General features: G+C 72.4%; 19 protein-coding genes. 3 read left to right on the top strand and 16 right to left on the bottom strand.

The window, feature by feature from the left end:
• Positions 1–14: 14 nt before the first annotated feature.
• The 10 genes from yajC to HNR68_RS11230 all read right to left on the bottom strand — a co-directional run bounded on the left by yajC (position 15) and on the right by HNR68_RS11230 (position 7,937).
• Positions 15–392, bottom strand: coding sequence for a preprotein translocase subunit YajC (yajC, locus tag HNR68_RS11275; protein ID WP_179720240.1), 378 nt, complete (start codon positions 390–392; stop codon positions 15–17).
• Positions 393–772: 380 nt separating this feature from the next.
• On the bottom strand, positions 773–1,837 hold the full coding sequence (gene ruvB / locus HNR68_RS11270) for a Holliday junction branch migration DNA helicase RuvB (RefSeq protein WP_179720238.1): 1,065 nt from the start codon (positions 1,835–1,837) through the stop codon (positions 773–775).
• Between the two features lie 59 nt (positions 1,838–1,896).
• Complete coding sequence (gene ruvA / locus HNR68_RS11265) at positions 1,897–2,493, bottom strand: Holliday junction branch migration protein RuvA (protein ID WP_179720236.1); 597 nt, start codon at positions 2,491–2,493, stop codon at positions 1,897–1,899.
• A gap of 105 nt (positions 2,494–2,598) precedes the next feature.
• Positions 2,599–3,183, bottom strand: a complete 585-nt coding sequence (ruvC, locus tag HNR68_RS11260; RefSeq protein WP_179720234.1) for a crossover junction endodeoxyribonuclease RuvC — start codon at positions 3,181–3,183, stop codon at positions 2,599–2,601.
• Positions 3,184–3,293: 110 nt separating this feature from the next.
• On the bottom strand, positions 3,294–3,803 hold the full coding sequence (locus HNR68_RS11255; protein ID WP_179720232.1) for a DUF4262 domain-containing protein: 510 nt from the start codon (positions 3,801–3,803) through the stop codon (positions 3,294–3,296).
• Between the two features lie 138 nt (positions 3,804–3,941).
• Positions 3,942–4,691 carry a YebC/PmpR family DNA-binding transcriptional regulator gene (locus HNR68_RS11250; RefSeq protein WP_179720230.1) on the bottom strand — a complete coding sequence of 250 codons (750 nt, stop codon included), beginning with the start codon at positions 4,689–4,691 and terminating at the stop codon, positions 3,942–3,944.
• A gap of 13 nt (positions 4,692–4,704) precedes the next feature.
• Positions 4,705–5,367, bottom strand: coding sequence for a pyridoxal 5'-phosphate synthase glutaminase subunit PdxT (gene pdxT, locus HNR68_RS11245; protein WP_343050462.1), 663 nt, complete (start codon positions 5,365–5,367; stop codon positions 4,705–4,707).
• Complete coding sequence (locus tag HNR68_RS11240) at positions 5,355–6,785, bottom strand: amino acid permease (RefSeq protein WP_179720226.1); 1,431 nt, start codon at positions 6,783–6,785, stop codon at positions 5,355–5,357. The genes pdxT and HNR68_RS11240 overlap by 13 nt, the downstream gene beginning before the upstream one ends.
• 142 nt (positions 6,786–6,927) lie before the next feature.
• Complete coding sequence (locus HNR68_RS11235) at positions 6,928–7,239, bottom strand: AzlD domain-containing protein (RefSeq protein ID WP_179720224.1); 312 nt, start codon at positions 7,237–7,239, stop codon at positions 6,928–6,930.
• Positions 7,236–7,937: an AzlC family ABC transporter permease gene (locus HNR68_RS11230; protein WP_179720222.1), complete on the bottom strand. Its 702-nt coding sequence runs from the start codon at positions 7,935–7,937 to the stop codon at positions 7,236–7,238. The genes HNR68_RS11235 and HNR68_RS11230 overlap by 4 nt, the downstream gene beginning before the upstream one ends.
• A gap of 69 nt (positions 7,938–8,006) precedes the next feature.
• Here HNR68_RS11230 and HNR68_RS11225 point away from each other — a divergent pair, with 69 nt between their 5' ends.
• Positions 8,007–8,576, top strand: a complete 570-nt coding sequence (locus HNR68_RS11225; protein ID WP_179720220.1) for a helix-turn-helix domain-containing protein — start codon at positions 8,007–8,009, stop codon at positions 8,574–8,576.
• A 6-nt stretch (positions 8,577–8,582) separates the two neighbouring features.
• Here HNR68_RS11225 and HNR68_RS11220 read toward each other — a convergent pair whose 3' ends face one another.
• The 3 genes from HNR68_RS11220 to HNR68_RS11210 form a co-directional block, all read right to left on the bottom strand.
• Positions 8,583–10,697, bottom strand: coding sequence for an elongation factor G-like protein EF-G2 (locus HNR68_RS11220; protein ID WP_179720218.1), 2,115 nt, complete (start codon positions 10,695–10,697; stop codon positions 8,583–8,585).
• Positions 10,698–10,798: 101 nt separating this feature from the next.
• Entirely contained in the window at positions 10,799–12,166 is a 1,368-nt protein-coding gene (locus HNR68_RS11215) for an MFS transporter (RefSeq protein WP_179720216.1), read from the bottom strand.
• Positions 12,163–12,735: a TetR/AcrR family transcriptional regulator gene (locus tag HNR68_RS11210; protein WP_246330429.1), complete on the bottom strand. Its 573-nt coding sequence runs from the start codon at positions 12,733–12,735 to the stop codon at positions 12,163–12,165. The genes HNR68_RS11215 and HNR68_RS11210 overlap by 4 nt, the downstream gene beginning before the upstream one ends.
• Positions 12,736–12,934: 199 nt before the next feature.
• Between HNR68_RS11210 and pdxS the strand changes: the two genes are divergently transcribed.
• Positions 12,935–13,846 (top strand): pyridoxal 5'-phosphate synthase lyase subunit PdxS, encoded by a 912-nt coding sequence (gene pdxS, locus HNR68_RS11205; RefSeq protein WP_179720214.1) that lies wholly within the window; start codon positions 12,935–12,937, stop codon positions 13,844–13,846.
• A gap of 136 nt (positions 13,847–13,982) precedes the next feature.
• Here the strand turns inward: pdxS and pgsA are convergent, their stop codons facing one another.
• The gene (pgsA, locus tag HNR68_RS11200; protein WP_179720212.1) at positions 13,983–14,600 is read right to left on the bottom strand and encodes a phosphatidylinositol phosphate synthase; all 618 of its coding nucleotides are present in this window, start codon (positions 14,598–14,600) and stop codon (positions 13,983–13,985) included.
• Positions 14,601–14,858: 258 nt separating this feature from the next.
• Between pgsA and HNR68_RS11195 the strand changes: the two genes are divergently transcribed.
• Entirely contained in the window at positions 14,859–15,386 is a 528-nt protein-coding gene (locus HNR68_RS11195; protein WP_179720210.1) for a YceI family protein, read from the top strand.
• A 105-nt stretch (positions 15,387–15,491) separates the two neighbouring features.
• Here HNR68_RS11195 and HNR68_RS11190 read toward each other — a convergent pair whose 3' ends face one another.
• A complete protein-coding gene (locus HNR68_RS11190) occupies positions 15,492–15,971 on the bottom strand; it encodes an HIT family protein (protein ID WP_246330947.1) in 480 nt (159 codons plus the stop codon).
• An 86-nt stretch (positions 15,972–16,057) separates the two neighbouring features.
• The gene (gene thrS, locus HNR68_RS11185) at positions 16,058–18,073 is read right to left on the bottom strand and encodes a threonine--tRNA ligase (RefSeq protein WP_179720206.1); all 2,016 of its coding nucleotides are present in this window, start codon (positions 18,071–18,073) and stop codon (positions 16,058–16,060) included.
• Positions 18,074–18,141 lie beyond the last annotated feature (68 nt).

The following is an 18,141-nucleotide window of genomic DNA, read 5'->3' as shown; positions in this document are numbered from 1 at the left end:
CTCCCCCTCTGCCCTCAGTTGGTCTTCTGCTGCTCGATCGGCTCCGCGACCTCGGCCTTCGACTCGGTCTCGACCGGGGTGTCGTCCTTGGCCGGGGTCTCCTTGACCTCGTCGGCCGCCGACTCGCTCGAGGTGGTGACCTTCTCGCGGATCGCCAGCCGCACCCAGGTGGTGGTCACGCCGGGGGCGAGCTCGAGGTCGACGGTGTCGTCGCTGGTGCCCACGACGGTGCCGAACACACCGGAGGTGGTCATCACCCGGTCACCGGGGGTGATCGAGTTCTGCAGCTTCTGCTGCTCCGCCATCGCGCGCTTCTGCTTGCGCGCCTGCAGGAACAGCGGCACCGCCAGCAAGACGATCAGCAGCGGGAGAATCAGGGAGTTGAGGTCCATCGTGCTCCGTTCAGCGGACGCTTCGGGGCCCAGCCCTCGCAGTACTGCGCCCGAATTGTTCGGATGTGCAAGCCCCAGTGTGCCAGGTCGACTCGGGCCGACGGGTCCCACCGGGTGGGAGGGACGCCACGGCCCGCCGGGGGTCCGCGCCTGCCGCACCGCGCACGACCCATCCGATCGGCACCGAACGAGACGTGATGAGGATAACGCCGCGCGGCAGAGGCCAAGCAGCACCCCGGCGCCGGCACCGGAGCTCGGCGGTTCTGGTGTTGTCGACCCCAGCGCGGACGCGGCTGCGAGCCCGCGCCGTGCCGGGTGGCCGCCACCGGGTGCCCGGCGACGGGTCCGGACCACGCTAGCGGCGCCGGGTCACCGTTGGGTCACTCGTCGAACAAACCTGGTTGCGGACTGCCCGGCGCGTGCTGCGGCGGGGTCAGCCCGAGGTGCTCCCAGGCCGCCGCGGTCGCGACCCGGCCGCGCGGCGTGCGGGCCAGCAGCCCGGCGCGCACCAGGTAGGGCTCGCACACCTCCTCGACCGTGGTCGGCTCCTCGCCGACCGCCACGGCCAGCGTGGAGATGCCCACCGGACCGCCGTGGAAGGAGCCGATGAGCGCGCCCAGGACGGCCCGGTCCAGCCGGTCCAGGCCGAGCTCGTCGACGTCGTAGACCTCCAGCGCGGACCGCGCGACCTCCCGGGTCACCGCGCCGTCGGCGCGCACCTCGGCGAAGTCGCGGACCCGGCGCAGCAGCCGGTTGGCGATGCGGGGTGTGCCGCGCGACCGGCGGGCGATCTCGACGGCGCCGTCGTCGCGCAGGTCCACGCCGAGGATCCCGGCCGAGCGGCGCAGCACCAGCTCCAGCTCCTCCGGCGTGTAGAACTCCATGTGCGCGGTGAAGCCGAAGCGGTCGCGCAGCGGCCCGGTCAGCGCACCGGACCGGGTGGTGGCCCCGACCAGCGTGAACGGCGCCAGCTCCAGCGGGATGCTGGTGGCGCCCGGCCCCTTGCCCACGACGATGTCGACCCGGTAGTCCTCCATCGCCAGGTAGAGCATCTCCTCGGCGGGGCGGGCGATCCGGTGGATCTCGTCGATGAACAGCACGTCGCCCTCGTTGAGGTTGGACAGCATCGCCGCGAGGTCGCCGGGCCGTTCCAGGGCCGGGCCGGAGGTGACCCGGATCGACGAGCCGAGCTCGGTGGCGATGATCATCGACAGGCTGGTCTTGCCCAGCCCGGGCGGGCCGGAGAACAGCACGTGGTCCGGCTGGTCACCGCGCTTGAGGGCGCCGTGCAGCACCAGCTCCAGCTGCTCGCGCACCCGTGACTGGCCGACGAACTCGCTGAGCTTGCGCGGCCGCAGCGACACCTCGACGTCGCGGTCGGCCGGGTCCTGGTGCGCGGTCAACGAGACGCCCTCGCCGGACCAGTCGGCCTCGTCCTGGTACATCTCCAGCCCGTCTCCCTAGCAGTGCTGTCGTCGTCCTCGATCCTCGCCGCGCGCCGGCCTCACTTCGGCCCGAGGGTGGCCAGGGCCTTGCGCAGCACCGCCGAGGTGTCCAGGTCGGCGCCGCCGTCGGCCAGCACCGCCTCGACGCTCTGCTCGGCCTGCTTGGCCGAGAAGCCCAGGCTCACCAGCGCCTCGGACACCTCCGAGCGCACCCGGCTGCGGTCCACCGCCGCGGCCGGTTCGGCGCTCGCGGTCACCGCGCCGACCTTGTCCCGCAGCTCGAGGATCAACCGCTCGGCGCTCTTCTTCCCGATGCCGGGCACCTGGGTGAGCACCGTGAGGTTGCCGTCGGCCAGCGCGTGGCAGAGCTGGTCGGGCGAGAGGACCGCGAGCGCGGCGAGCGCGAGCCGCGGGCCCACCCCGGACGCGGTCTGGAGCAAGACGAACAGGTCGCGCGCCTCCGGGTCGGCGAAGCCGTAGAGGGTGAGCGAGTCCTCGCGGACGACCAGCGAGGTCCACAGCCGGGCCTCCTCGCCGCGCCGCAGCCCGGCCAGCGTGGCCGGGGTGGCGTGCACCGCCATGCCCACGCCGCCGACTTCGATCACGGCGTGGTCCAGCCCGATGGACAGCACCGGACCGCGCACCGTGGAGATCACCGGTCAACACCTCCTGGTCGTGCCTGGACGTCGGTCGCCGGAGCGCCGCAGCCGTCGACCGGCCCCCACCGCACGGCGGGCACCGGCATCGTCGCGCACCCCGGGTCAGCGGCGAGCATCGCCTCTCCGGATCGTCTTCGCGGCCGCCTCGAGCCGGGCGCGGTGCGTGCGGGCGAGCTCGGCGGCCCTGGCCTCAGCCTGCGCCAGGCGGTTGGCCATCGGCGCGCGCCACAGGTGGCAGACGGCCAGCGCCAGGGCGTCGGCGGCGTCCGCGGGCTTGGGCGCGGCGGCCAGCCCCAAGATCTTGGTGACCATGGTGGTGACCTGCTTCTTGTCCGCCCGGCCGGACCCGCTGATGGCGGCCTTGACCTCGCTGGGCGTGTGGAAGGCGACCGGCAGGCCGCGCCGCGCGGCCAGCAGCGCCACCACGCCGGAGACCTGCGCGGTGCCCATCACGGTGCGCACGTTGTGCTGGCTGAACACGCGCTCGATGGCCACCACCTCGGGGCGGTGCAGGTCCATCCAGCGCTCGACCTCGTCGGCGACGGCGCTCAGCCGGGACGGCAGCTCGTCCGCGGGCGGGGTGCGCGCGACGCCGACGGCCACGGCCGTCACCGACCGCCCCCGTCCCCCGTCGACCACGCCGAGCCCGCAGCGGGTCAGCCCCGGGTCGACTCCCAGCACGCGCACGACGCCACCTGCCCCTCGAACTGAACACCCGTTCGAGACCCTATCGGACCGATCTCCCCGGCGCGCGCACCGACACACGGGCAGACCGCCTGGACGGGTGAAACCGGCGTTCAGGGGCCGTCGGTGCCGGGCGTCCAGCTCTCGGGCAGGCCGCTGTCGGTCAGCACCGGCTGGTGCTCGCGGAACCCACCGGGCGCGTCCGGCTGCCACGGGAACTTCGCGTCCTCCGGGCTGGAAGCGATCAGCTGCACGGCCGGGAAGTCCGGCCCGTTGTAGACCAGGAAGGCGCTGCCCAGGTACTCGGGGTAGTGCCGCAGGGCGACCTTCTCGAAGGTCACCGGGCAGCCCTTGAGGAACCCGTCGTAGAGTCGGCCGGGCACGAACCGCTCGCCCTGCCCGACCCGCTGCACGTAGGTGTTCACCACCGCGTTCGCCACGTCCTCGGGCAGCCCGACCACCACCACCTCGGGCTTGCCGAAGCGCCGCCACGCGCCGACCGAGAAGGCGTACTGCGCGCCGTGCTCGTCGGCGGGCACGTGCATGACCGCGGCGCCGTGCTTCTCAGCGGTGTTGACCAGCCACCGGCGCAGTTGCTCGTCCGTGTCGACCACGGTCGCCATTGTGCCCGCGCACCTCCCCGCCCCCACCAGCGGCCGGGGCGACCACCAGGCGCGACGCCCCGGACCCGTGGCGTGTCCGGGCCGCGACCGGCGACCGGCCCCGAGCGGGTCGGGGCCGGTCGCCGGTCGTGGGGAGGTTCAGCCGACCTCGGCCATCACCTCGTCGCTGACGTCGAAGTTCGCGTAGACGTTCTGCACGTCGTCGCAGTCCTCGAGCGCGTCGATCAGCTTGAAGATCTTGCGCGCCGCCTCGGCGTCGAGCTGGACGTTCACCGAGGCCAGGAAGTTGGTCTCGGCCGAGTCGTACTCGATGCCCGCGCTCTGCAGCGCCTTGCGGACCTCGACCAGGTCGGCCGGGTCGGTGAGGATCTCGTAGTTCTCGCCGAGGTCGTTGATCTCCTCGGCACCGGCCTCCAGCACCGCCGAGAGCACGTCGTCCTCGCTCAGCCCGTTCTTGGGCAGCAGCACGACGCCCTTGCGGTTGAACAGGTACGACACCGAACCGGCGTCGGCCATCGAGCCGCCGTTGCGGGTCATCGCGGTGCGCACCTCGCCCGCGGCCCGGTTGCGGTTGTCGGTCAGGCACTCCACCAGCACCGCGACGCCGTTGGGGCCGTACCCCTCGTACATGATCGTCTGCCAGTCGGCGCCGCCGGCCTCCTCACCGGCCCCGCGCTTGCGCGCGCGCTCGATGTTGTCCAACGGCACGGAGTTCTTGCGCGCCTTCTGGATGGCGTCGTACAAGGTCGGGTTGCCGTCGGGATCGCCCCCGCCGGTGCGGGCGGCAACTTCCACGTTCTTGATCAGCTTCGCGAAGAGCTTGCCGCGCTTGGCGTCGAGGGCGGCCTTCTTGTGCTTGGTGGTGGCCCACTTCGAGTGGCCGCTCATCTCTCCTCCGTCTTCACTGCGCCTGCGCTGCGTCCATCTGCTGCGCGCGGACGATCTGTACGAAATAGCGGTGCACGCGATCGTCACCGCCGACCAGCTCCGGGTGGAAAGCGGTGGCGAGCACCGGGCCCTGCTGAACCGCGACGATCCTACCGGCGTCCGCCTCGTGCCCAGCGCTGTCCGGGACCTCCGGGACCGCGGCGAGCACCTGCACGTCCGGGCCCACCGACTCCACCCAGGGTGCCCGGATGAACACCGCGCGCACCGGGCCGTCGGTCACCCCGGCGAAGTCCAGGTCGGTCTCGAAGGAGTCGACCTGCCGCCCGAAGGCGTTCCGCCGCACGGCCACGTCCAGCGCCCCGAGCGGGCGGACCGCGGACGAGCCGGGGTCGACGACCTCACGGGCCAGCATGATCATCCCGGCGCACGAGCCGTAGGCGGGCAGCCCGGCGGCGAGCCGCTCACGCAGCGGCTCGTACAGCTCGAAGGTGTCGAGCAGGCGGGTCATCGTGGTGGACTCCCCGCCGGGCAGCACGATCCCGTGCACCGCGTCGAGCTCCTCGGCGCGGCGCACCGGGCGGGCGTCCGCGCCGCAGCGCTCGAGCGCGGCCAGGTGTTCGGCCACGCCGCCCTGCAGGGCCAGGACGCCGATCACGGGTGTCGTCACGTCTCCGATTGTCCTGCACGCCGCCGCGCGGTCGAAGACCGGGACCTGCCGACCAGGCGCCACCCGACGAACAGGGCGACCACGACGACCGGCACCGCGTAGAACGAGGCGCGCACCGCCAGCTCGTCGGAGAAGGCCGCCAGCAGCACGATGAGCAGCAGGAACGCCAGGACGACCCAGTTGGTCCACGGCGAGCCGGGCATCCGGTAGGACGGGCGGGTCAGCTCGCCCCGCTGCGCCCGCTCGCGCAGCCGCGCCTGCGCGACGAGCAGCGCCGCCCAGGTCGCGATGACGCCGAGCGAGGCGATGGAGGTGGCGATGTCGAAGGCGTCCTTGGGCACGACGTAGTTGAGCAGCACGCCGACCAGGAACACCGCACCGGTGAACAGCACCGCGCCGTAGGGCGCGTGCCGGGCGTTCATCCGCTCGGTGAACGAGGGCGCCTCGCCGCGGCGGCCCAGCGAGCGCAGGATCCGGCCGGTGGCGTAGAGCCCGGAGTTGCAGCTGGACAACGCGGCGGTGAGCACCACGAAGTTCATGACGTCCCCGGCCCACGGGATGCCGATGCTGGAGAAGACGGTCACGAACGGGCTCTGCTCGCCGCTGTAGGACGTCCACGGCAGCACCATGGCCAGCAGCAGCACCGAGCCGACGTAGAAGACCGCGATCCGCCACACCACGCCGTTGATGGCGCGCGGCATGACCTTGGCCGGGTCCCGGGTCTCCCCGGCGGCGATGCCGGCCATCTCCATCGAGGCGTAGGCGAACATGACGCCCTGCATGCTCATGAGCACCACGGGCAGCCCGTGCGGCGTGAACCCGCCGTGGTCGACGAGGTGGTGCGGACCGGCGGTGCTGCCGCCGACCTCGGCGCCGGTGACCACCAGGCCCAGGCCGACGAACAGGAAGGTCACGATGGCCAGCACCTTGATGACCGCGAACCAGAACTCCAGCTCGCCGAACAGCTTCACCGACAGCAGGTTGACCACCAGCAGCACGGCCAGGCAGATCAACGCGGTCACCCACTGCGGGAAGTCCGGGAACCACTTGCCGATGTAGATGCCGGCCGCGGTGATCTCGGCGATGCCGGAGCCCGCCCAGTTGAGGAAGTACAGCCAGCCCGCGGCGAACCCGGCCCACGGCCCGATGAACTCGCGGGCGTACTCCACGAAGCTGCCCGCGACCGGCCGGTGCAGCACGAGCTCGCCGAGCGCGCGCATCACGAAGAACGCCGCGATGCCGCACAGCAGGTAGGACAGCACCAGGGCGGGCCCGGCCTGCTGCATCCGGCCGCCGGCGCCGAGGAACAGGCCGACGCCGATGGCCCCGCCCATGGCGATCATCTGGACGTGCCGGTTGCGCAGCCCCTTGGCGTAGCCCTCTCCTTCCTCGACGCCGCGGTCGAGGGTGCCGGGTGTGGTGACCATGGGTGTGGTCCTCCGTGGCGGGAGCCGGGATCGTCCGGCTCGGTGCGTGTTCCGTCCGCCTCGGCGCCGATCAGCGGCGCCGGAAGCCACGCGAGACCTTAAGACCCGGCGTCCGGAGGTCGACGCCGGGGTTAACGGGAGTTCACGTCGCCGGCTCGACCAGGCGCAGCAGGGCGGTCGTGGCCGCCGCCACCACCACGACGACCACGAAGGGCGCGCGCCGCCAGGCCAGCACCCCGCCGACCGCCACCCCGGCGAAGCGGGCCCACCCGGCGAACCCGCCGGACTCGAACACCGCGCTGGTGGCCACGAAGGCGCCGAGCAGCACGACCGCGGCGATCGACATCATCTGCTCCCACCGCGGCGAGATCCGCAGCCTGCCCCGCAGCAGCGGTCCCGCCAGGCGCATCGCGTAGGTGCCGGCGGCCAGGGCGAGGACGACTCCGAGCGTCACCGCGCCTCCTCCAGCGCCTTCGGCAGCGGCAGCGCCGCGGCCAGCCCGACCAGCGCGGCCACCACCGGCAGGCCCTCCGGCAGCACCGGCGTGGTCAGCACCGCGACCAGGACGCCGACCACCACGGCGCGCAGCGTCCGGAACTCCCGCAGCGACGGCACGATCAGCGCGAGCAGCGCGGCCGGCATCGCCGCGTCGAGGCCGAAGGCGCCCGGGTCCCCGACGCCCTGCCCCAGCAGCCCGCCGAGGAACACCGACGGCGCCCAGGCGCAGTACAGCGCGGTGCCGGTCAGCCAGTACGCGCGCCGCTTCTCCTCGGGCGTGTCCTGCGCCAGGGCGAACGCGACGGACTCGTCGACCATGAGGTGGCTGCCGAGCAGGCGGCGCGGCCAGCTGCGGCCGAACAGCCCGCCGACCGCCAGGCCGAACGGCAGGTGGCGGGCGTTGAGCAGCAGCCCGCTGAGCACGGCGGTGACCGGGGCCGCGCCCGCGGCGAGCAGGCCGACGGCCATGAACTCGGACCCGCCGGCGAACACGACCGCCCCCATCAAGGTGATCATCCACAGCGGCACGCCCTCGCTCACCGCGATGGCGCCGAGCGAGGCGCCCACGATGGCCATGGCCAGCGCCATCGAGAGGACGTCGCGCACCAGCGCGTCCCGCCAGAAGCCCACTCGTGTTCGCTGTGCCGTACTCACGTTCGCTAGGATGAACTCACGACGGAGCGTTCGTCAAACCGAATACGACGACCGACGAAGCGAACACGCATGAGTGAGACCGAGAACACCCCGGCCGCGCCGCTGGAGACCATCGCGCGGTCGCTGCGCCGCGAGCGGGAACGCGCCGGGTTGACCCTGACCGAGCTCGCCAAGCGCGCCGGGATCGCCAAGTCCACGCTCTCCCAGCTGGAGTCCGGCACCGGCAACCCCAGCGTGGAGACCCTGTGGGCGCTCGGCGTGGCACTGGGCGTGCCGTTCAGCCGGCTCGTCGACCCGCCGACCCCCCAGGTCCGGGTGGTCCGCGCCGGCCAGGTGCCGATCGTGCGGTCCGAGCAGTCGACCTACGGGGCGGCGCTGCTGTCGTCCGGCGAACCGGGCGCCCGCCGTGACCTCTACGTGCTCGAGCTCGAGCCGGGCGGGGTCCGCCGCGCCGACGCCCACATCCCCGGCTCGGTGGAGCACGTGGTCCTCACCGCCGGGCGCCTCCGGGTGGGCCCGGAGGACAGCCCGGTGGAGCTCGAGGTGGGCGACTACGTCTCCTTCTCCGGCGACGTCCCGCACCGCTACGAGGCCCTCGCCCCCGGCACCACCGCGGTGCTCGTCATGGAGCACCGCTGACCGTCGTCAGCCGCGGGCCAGCAGGTGCTCCGGCACCGGCTCGTAGCTCTCGAAGTGGCGGGTGAAGGTCGCGCTGCCCGAGGTCAGGGAGCGGACGTTGACCGTGTAGCGGACCAGCTCGCTGGCCGGCACGTGCGCGCGCACCACCGTCCAGCCACCGTCCTCGGGCTCGGTGCCCACCACCTTGCCGCGGCGGCTCGACAGGTCACCCAGCACCGCGCCGAGGTGCTCGTCCGGGATGTGCACCGCCACCTCGTCGACGGGTTCCAGGGTGATCAGCCCGGCCTGCTCGGCGGCGGCCTTGAGCGCCAGCGCGCCGGCCGCCTGGAACGCCGCGTCCGAGGAGTCGACGCTGTGCGCCTTGCCGTCGACCAGCGTGATCCGCAGGTCCACCAGCGGGACTCCCTCGGTGATCCCCTTCTCCACCTGCGCCCGCACGCCCTTCTCGACGCTGGGGATGAACTGGCGCGGGACCGCCCCGCCGACCACGCGCTCGGCGAACTCCACGCCCGACCCGCGCGGCAGCGGCTCCACCTCGATGTCGCACACCGCGTACTGGCCGTGCCCACCGGACTGCTTGACGTGCCTGCCGTGGCCCTTGGCCGGCTGGGCGAAGGTCTGCCGCAGCGGCACCCGCACCGGCACCGTGTCGACCTCCGCGCCGCCCTCGCGCAGCCGCTGCAGGACCACGTCCGCGTGCGCCTCGCCCATGCACCACAGCACCAGCTGGTGGGTCTCGCTGTCGCGCTCCAGCCGCAGGCTGGGGTCGGCGGCGATGAGGCGGTTGAGGTTGCGGGCCAGCGCGTCCTCGTCGCTGCGGGTGTGCGCGGTGACCGCGATCGGCATCAGCGGCTCCGGCATCGGCCACGGCGTGAGCAGCAGCGGGTCGGACGGGTCCGAGAGCGTGTCGCCGGTCTCCGCCGACCCGATCTTGGTCAGCGCGCACAGGTCACCGGCGATGCAGTGCGGCACCTCGCGCAGGTTCGCACCCAGCGGCGAGTACAGGTGCGCCACGCGCTCGTCCTCGTCGTGGTCGGGGTGCCCCCGCTCGGCCATGCCGTGCCCGGAGACGTGCACCGCGCGCTCCGGGCGCATGGTCCCGGAGAACACCCGCGCCAGCGACACCCGCCCCACGTAGGAATCGACCGAGGTGTGCACCACCTCGGCCGCCAGCGGTCCCTCGGGGTCGGGGGTGAGCACCCGCGGGTTGCGGCCGTGCGGATCGGTGAACTCCGGCAGCGCGTGCTCCAGCGGTGACGGGAAGCCGCGGACGATGCCGTCGAGCACCTCGGGGACGCCGACGCCGGTCGCCGCGCACACCGGCACGACCGGGTGCAGGCCGCCCTTGGCCACCGCCGCCTCCAGGTCGGCGATGAGCGTGTCCTCGTCGATGCGCTCGCCGTTGAGGTAGCGGTCCATCAGGGACTCGTCCTCGCTCTCGGCGATGATCGCCTCGATGAGCTCGCCGCGGGGCTGGTCGATCTGCGCCCGCAGCTCGTCGTCGGCGGTCCGCTGCTCACCGGACTCGTAGACGCTCTCGGTGACGAGCCCGACCAGCCCGGTCACCTCGCCGCCCGCGCCGCGGTGCGGCAGGTACAGCGGCAGCACTCCCCCGCCGAAGGCGTCCTGGCAGGCCAGCAGCGCGTCGTCGAAGTCGGCACGTGGCTGGTCCAGGCGGGAGACCACCACCGCGCGGGGCATGCCGACGGTGGCGCACTCCTGCCAGATCGCGCGCGTCGCCGGGTCGACGCCCTCGGCGGCGGCCACCACGAACAGCGCGGCGTCGGCGGCGCGCAGACCGGCGCGCAGCTCGCCGACGAAGTCGGCGTAACCGGGGGTGTCGATGAGGTTGATCTTGACGTCGCCGTGCTGCATCGGCGCCACGGCCAGGCAGACGGACCGCTGCTGCTCGATCGACGCGGGTTCGTGGTCGCACACCGTGGTGCCCTCGGTGACCGAGCCCGCTCGGGGGATCGTCGCGGTGGCCGCCAGCAGCGCTTCGACCAGGGTCGTCTTGCCTGCCGCCGAGGGCCCGACCAGCACGACGTTGCGGATCTTGGCCGGATCGGTGGGGGCCGGGAGGACCGGCCCTCCTGCTGTGCCGCTCTGCTTGCTCCCCATGAGTACTCCTCGCACGCTCCCGGCGACCGGTTGTGTCTCCGATCACACACCCGAGCTCCACCCCGTGCAAGGCCGCCCCGCGCGTCGAACCCGGTCCGGGGTCAACGGCGGCGGACGGCGACCACGAGCGCGCTGATCACCAGCGGCGGCACCGAGCACAGCGCGGCGGTGACGTAGCCGCCCGGCGCGGGGACCAGCGCTCCGGGCGGGGTGGCGAGGGCGAGCAGGAACCCGGCGAGCGCGCTGCCGACGCTGAATCCGGTGCTGCGCACGATCTGGTTGATCGCCAGCACGCTGGCGGTCTCGGCCTGCGGGACCCCGGCGAGCACGAGCTTCGGCATCACCGAGGAGACACCGCCCACGCCGAAGCCGAGGACCGCCATCGCGACCAGCACGACGACGAGCGAGCCGGTGGCGGCCGCGAACACCACCGCGGCGACCACGACCGCGGCGGCGGAGAGCGCGTAGGTCCACCGCTCCGCGAGGCGGGCGAGCAGGCCGGGCACCACCTTCCCGGCGACGAACCCGGCGAGCGAGAAGGGGATGAGCGCGGCCCCCGCGGCGACACCGGGGAGGGCGAAGCCGTACCCCGCGCCCGCCGGGGTCTGCACGTAGCGGGTGAGGAGGCTGAACAGCAGGTACATGCCGGTTCCCGCGACGAGCATGGCGAGGTTCGCGCGGACCACCGGCCCCTGGCCGAGCAACCGCAGGTCCACCAGTGGCGCGGCGGTGCGCAGCTCGACGGCCGCCCACACCGCGAGGACCGCGAGCGAGACGACGAGGACGCCCGCCCCCACCCGGGCGTCGGCCCACAGCGCGGGTTCGGCGACGAGCAGCAGGACGCCGAGCATCCCGACGCCGAGGAGGAGCGCCCCGACCACGTCGATCCGCGGCCGTGGCCCCGGGGTCTCGCGGGGCAGCGCGCGCCAGGCGACGACGAGCGCCGCGGCGGAGAGCAGGAACCCGACCGCGTACGCGGCGCGGAGCCCGGCCAGCTGGTCGACGAGGCTGATCGCCGGGTAGCCGACGCCGATGCCGACCGTGGACGCGACAGACAGGGCGGCGATCGTCGAGGCGGCGCGTTCCGCCGGCAGGTGGGCGCGGGCGACGCTCATCAGCAGCGCCACCACGGCGACGCCGAGCCCCTGCAGGCCCCGCCCGACCACGAGCACCGCGAACGGCAGCGGCAGCGCGGTCAGCGCGCCGCCGAGCGTGACGAGTCCCAGGGTGGCCAGGACCGCGGTGCGGCGGTGCGGACCGCTGCCGAGCCTGCCGAGGACGGGACCGGCGATGGCACCGGTGAACAGCGTGATCGTGAGGGTCCACTGCGCGGCTTCGAGCGGCACGTCCAGCCCGGTCGCGACCGCCGTGATGAGCGGGGCGCCGACGCTGCCGATGACCGCGCCCAGCAGCGCCACGGTGACGAGCGCGGGGCCGAGGCGGGGCGCGACGCGCACCTGCGTGCTCATCGGTTCGCCTCGGCCGTGATGTGCTCGAACAGGCCCGGGCGGATCCGGGTCCGCACGCCCTCGGCCCACGCCCCGTCGGCGTCCTCGACGTCCAGCGCCGCCCCGGCGTTGAGCAGCATCCCGAACGCGAGGAACGACTTCACCGTGACCGGCTCGAGCCCGGTGGTCTCCGCGACGGTGTCCCACATCCGCGCGAAGCACTCCCGGACCGCCGCGCGCACCTCCTCGTCGCCGCACGCGGCGAAGCCCTGGAGCTGGAGCAGCAGACCGGTGCGGTCGGCGAGCAGGTCGTAGTACTGCGCGCCCATGGCGGACAGCGCCGCCAGGCCGGTCGCGTCCCCGGCCGCCGCCCGCATCGCGTCGGTCAACCGGTCGAAGGACGCCCGGACCAGTTCGAGGAACAGCGCCTTCTTGGTGCCGAACATCCGGAACACGTACGCCTGCGTGATCCCGGCCTCCCGGGCGATCGCCTCGGTGGACGCCCCGTGCAGCCCGTGGGCGGCGAACTCCTCCGCCGCGATCTCCAGCACCTGGGCCCGGCGATCGGCCCCGCGCATCCGCTTGCCCATGGGGTCCAGAGTAGTCACTGGTTACTAACCACTAACCAGAGTGGGTCGCAACTCACACCCGCGCTCGGCCCCGTCGCAGGTGGCGCCTCCACGCCACCTGAAGTGGACTACTGAAAACGGCCTCCAGTGGACCGTGTCGGTGGTCCAGTTCGCTCCTACCGTGAAGACCGGCAGAACACCGACCAGAGGAAGGCCGAAGGTGACGACCGTCAAGGACACCGCCCCCACCTCCCAGACCGGGACCGACGGGGTCAAGCGCGGCATGGCGGAGATGCTCAAGGGCGGCGTGATCATGGACGTGGTCACGCCCGAGCAGGCCAAGGTCGCCGAGGACGCGGGCGCGGTCGCGGTGATGGCGCTCGAGCGGGTCCCGGCCGACATCCGCGCGCAGGGCGGGGTCGCCCGGATGTCCGACCCGGACATGATCGAGGGCATCGTCAACGCGGTGTCCATCCCGGTGATGGCCAAGGCCCGGATCGGGCACTTCGTCGAGGCGCAGGTGCTGCAGTCGCTGGGCGTGGACTACATCGACGAGTCGGAGGTGCTCACCCCCGCCGACGAGGCGAACCACATCGACAAGTGGGCGTTCACCGTGCCGTTCGTGTGCGGCGCGACCAACCTCGGCGAGGCGCTGCGCCGGATCTCCGAGGGCGCGGCCATGATCCGTTCCAAGGGCGAGGCGGGCACCGGCAACGTGGTCGAGGCGACGCGGCACATGCGCCAGATCCGCGCCGACATCCGCCGGCTGTCCGTGCTCGACGACGACGAGCTCCACGTCGCGGCGAAGGAGCTGCGCGCGCCGGTGCAGCTGGTGCGCGAGGTCGCGCGGACCGGCAAGCTCCCGGTGGTGCTGTTCACCGCGGGCGGCATCGCGACCCCGGCGGACGCGGCGATGATGCGGCAGCTGGGCGCGGAGGGCGTGTTCGTCGGCTCCGGCATCTTCAAGTCGGGCGACCCGGTCAAGCGCGCCGAGGCGATCGTCAAGGCGACGACGTTCTACGACGACCCGGACGTGATCGCGAAGGTTTCCCGCGGTCTCGGCGAGGCGATGGTCGGCATCAACGTGGACGACCTCCCCGAGCAGCAGCGCTACGCCCACCGCGGCTGGTGACCCGACCGAGCGAGGCGTGAAGGGCGCCTCCTCCCCCGCACATCGGGCAGGACGCCGAAGACCACCGCAACCGACGACACGTCCTGGTGAAGCGCCAAGGGCACCGCCCGCCGACCCGGTCGGCGGGCGGTGCCCTTCACCTCATCTCGCGTTGGGTGCGGGCGGAGCGGTGGACGGTGGCCAGGCGTTGGGCGATGGTGATCAGGCACAGCAGCACCAGCAGCCACACCGCCACGTCGAGGACGTACGGGACGCCGAGGCCGTGCAGGCCGGTGCCGATGAGCACCACCAGGAAGCGCTCCGCGCGCTCGGCCAGGCCGCCGTCGGCCCGGAGCCCGTTGGCCTCCGCGCGGGCCTTGACGTAGGAGATCACCTGCGCGCTGACCAGGCAGATGAGCAGGCCCAGGCCGCGCGACCGGTCCACCTCCACCACCAGCGACCACCACACCAGCGAGCCGAACAGCGCGCCGTCCACGAGCCGGTCGCAGCTCGCGTCGAGCACCCCGCCGAACCGCGAGGCCCGGCCGCCCGCGCGGGCCATCGCGCCGTCGAGGACGTCGAAGAGCAGGAACACCGCGACCACCACGGTGCCCACGAAGAGCTCGCCGCGCGGGAAGAACCACAGCGCAGCCGCAGCGCTGGCGACCGTGCCGGTCAGCGTCACCGCGTTCGGCGAGAGACCGAGCCGGACCAGGCCCGCACCGATCGGGTTGGTCAGTCGGGACAGCGAGTCCCGCGCGAAGATGTTCAGCATGTGCGTGAAGAGTCAGCCGCCCTGTGCTTGTCGTGTGCCCTGCCAGCAGACTAGCCCGCGCTGATCACGAACACCGGTGGGCGCCCACCGGGACCCCCTCGGTGATCTCGAACACACCACGGAATCATTGAAGTTTCAAGGGTGTTGGCGGTGGGAAACGCCTGCGTCCGAGGCACCCCGCGCACGGTGCGCGGCGGCACGACGTCGACGCAGACCCCGCAAGCGACACAGACCCCGCACAGCAACACGGGAGGCAGCATGACCACCACCGAGCAGATCCCGGGCTACGTCACCGGCACCTGGGACATCGACACCGTCCACTCCGACATCCAGTTCACCGTGCGGCACATGGGGGTCGGCAAGTCCCGCGGCCGCTTCGGCTCCTTCCAGGGCGAGATCGTCACCGCCGCCGACCCGCTGCAGTCCTCGGTCACCGCGACCATCGACACCGCCTCGATCGACACCGGCAACGCCGACCGGGACGCCCACGTGCGCAACGCCGACTTCCTGGACGTCGAGCAGTTCCCGACCGCGACCTTCCGCTCCACCGGGATCCGCCAGGACGGCGAGGACTTCATCATCGACGGCGAGTTCACCCTGCACGGCGTGACCAAGCCGATCTCGCTGGAGACCGAGCTGGGCGGCTTCACCGAGGACGGCCTGCTGGGCCTGTCCGCCAAGACCGTCATCAACCGCACCGACTTCGGCGTGGGCGCGCCGGGCGGCGCGATGATCGGCGAGAAGGTGACCATCAGCCTCGACATCGAGGCCAAGCTCCGCAGCTGAGCCCACGCACGCGGAGGGGCCGGGGACCCCAGGTCCCCGGCCCCTCGCCGGCGTCAGTGCGCGATCCCCGTGGGAATCGCGGGCCCGGTTCCCACCAGAGTCGCGTCAGTCCAGCTCGCCCCAGGCGTCGGCGAGGAGCTGGCGGGTCTCGCCGAGCAGCTGGGGCAGGACCTTGGTGTGCCCGATGACGGGCATGAAGTTCGAGTCACCGCCCCAGCGGGGCACCACGTGCTGGTGCAGGTGCGCGGCGATGCCCGCGCCCGCCACCGGGCCCTGGTTGAGCCCGATGTTGAACCCGTGCGGCGCCGACACCCGGCGGATCACCCGCATCGCGCGCTGGGTGTACTCCGCGACCCCCGCCGTCTCGGCCTCGGTGAGCTCGGTGTAGTCGGCCACGTGCCGGTACGGCAGCACCATGAGGTGCCCGGGGTTGTACGGGTACAGGTTGAGGATCGCGAAGACCAGCTCGCCGCGGGCGACGATGAGCGTCTCGGAGTCGGGGCGGCCGGACTCCAGCAGGCGGCAGAACGGGCAGCCGTCGCTGTCGTCACCGTCGGGCTTGTTCTCGCCCTGGATGTAGGCCATCCGGTGCGGGGTCCACAACCGCTGCAGGGCGTCCTGGACCCCGACCCCGTGCTGCTCGGTCAGCTCCACTCCTCCCGGCTCGACGCTCACGCCGTCCCCACCTGGAAGTTCTCCGCGTTCGGCGAGGCGTTCTCGCGGCGCTGCACCCAGTCGACGAGCGCGTTCACCGCGGCGTCCACCGGCACCCCGTTGATCTGCGAGCCGTCGCGGAACCGGAACGACACGGCGTCCGCTTCCACGTCCTTGCCGCCGGCCAGCAGCAGGAACGGCACCTTCTGCGTGGTGTGGGTGCGGATCTTCTTCTGCATGCGGTCGTCGCTGGTGTCGATGTCGACGCGGATCCCCTTGTCGCGCAACGCCTTCGCGACCCGCTGCAGGTGCTCGACGTGCTCGTCGGCGATCGGGATGCCCACCGCCTGCACCGGGGAGAGCCAGGCCGGGAAGGCGCCCGCGTAGTGCTCGGTGAGCACGCCGAAGAACCGCTCGATGGAGCCGAACAGCGCCCGGTGGATCTTGATCGGCCGCTGCTTGCTGCCGTCCGGCGCGGTGTACTCCAGGTCGAACCGCTCCGGCAGGTGGTAGTCGACCTGGATGGTCGACATCTGCCAGCTGCGGCCCAGCGCGTCCTTGGCCTGCACCGAGATCTTCGGCCCGTAGAACGCCGCGCCGCCCGGGTCCGGCACCAGTTCCAGGCCGGAGGCCTCGGCCGCCTGGCGCAGCGCCTCGGTCGCGACCTCCCAGCTCTCGTCGTCCCCGACGTACTTCTCCTCGTTGCGGGTGGACAGCTCCAGGTAGAAGTCGTCCAGGCCGTAGTCGCGCAGCAGGTCGAGCACGAAGCCCAGCAGCGACTTCAGCTCGTCCTGGAGCTGGTCCGGGGTGCAGTAGATGTGCGCGTCGTCCTGGGTCATGCCGCGCACGCGGGTCAGCCCGTGCACCACACCGGACTTCTCGTACCGGTACACCGACCCGAACTCGAACAACCGCAGCGGCAGCTCCCGGTAGGAGCGCCCGCGGGAGCGGTAGATCAGGTTGTGGAACGGGCAGTTCATCGGCTTGAGGTAGTAGTCCACCCCGGGCTTGCGCAGCTCGCCGTTGGCGTCGCGCTCCTCGTCGAGGTGCATCGCCGGGAACATGCCGTCCTGGTACCAGTCGAGGTGACCGGAGGTCTTGAACAGCGTGTCCTTGGTGATGTGCGGGGTGTTGACGAACTCGTAGCCGGCCTGCTCGTGCCGCTTGCGGGAGTAGTCCTCCAGCTCGCGCCGGATGATGCCGCCCTTGGGGTGGAACACCGGCAGCCCGGACCCGATCTCCTCCGGGAAGGAGAACAGGTCCAGCTCGGCGCCGAGCCGGCGGTGGTCGCGGCGCTCGGCCTCGGCCAGCAGCTCCAGGTGCTCCTCGAGCTTCTCCTTGGACTCCCACGCGGTGCCGTAGATGCGCTGCAGCTGCGGGTTGTTCTGGTTGCCGCGCCAGTAGGCGGCGGCCACCCGCATCAGCTTGAACGCGGGGATGAACCGGGTGTGCGGGACGTGCGGGCCGCGGCACAGGTCGCCCCAGACGACCTCGCCGTGCCGGTCGATGTTGTCGTAGACGGTGAGCTCGCCGCCGCCGACCTCCATCACCTCACTGGTGTCCACATCGGACTTGAGGTCGACCAGCTCCAGCTTGTAGGGCTCGGAGGCCAGCTCCTCCTTCGCCTCCTCGACCGACTCCAGCCGGCGGCGGGAGAACTTCTGCCCGGACTTGATGATCTGCTTCATGCGCTTCTCGAGCGCCTGCAGGTCCTCCGGGGTGAACGGGCGGTCGACGTCGAAGTCGTAGTAGAAACCGTCCTTGACCGGCGGGCCGATCCCGAGCTTGGCGTCCGGGAAGAGGTTCTGCACCGCCTGCGCGAGCACGTGCGCGGCGGAGTGCCGGATGACGCTGCGGCCCTCCTCGGTGTCGGCGGCGACCGCCTCCACCTCGACGTCGGTCTCGGGCGCCCAGGCCAGGTCGCGCAGGGTGCCCTCGGCGTCACGGACGACGACGACCGCCTCCGGGCCCTTGGACGGCAGCCCGGCCTCGGCCACGGCTGCCCCCGCAGTAGTGCCCGCCGGAACCTTCACCCGGGGAGCTTGCTGGGCTTGGGAAGGCTGTACGGACACGATCACTCCTCCACTGGGCCGGCCGCGAC

It is taken from the genome of Saccharopolyspora hordei (assembly GCF_013410345.1).
Classification (GTDB): domain Bacteria; phylum Actinomycetota; class Actinomycetes; order Mycobacteriales; family Pseudonocardiaceae; genus Saccharopolyspora; species Saccharopolyspora hordei.
Note: the sequence above shows the minus strand (reverse complement) of the source record. Positions and strands in the feature narration are given on the sequence as shown.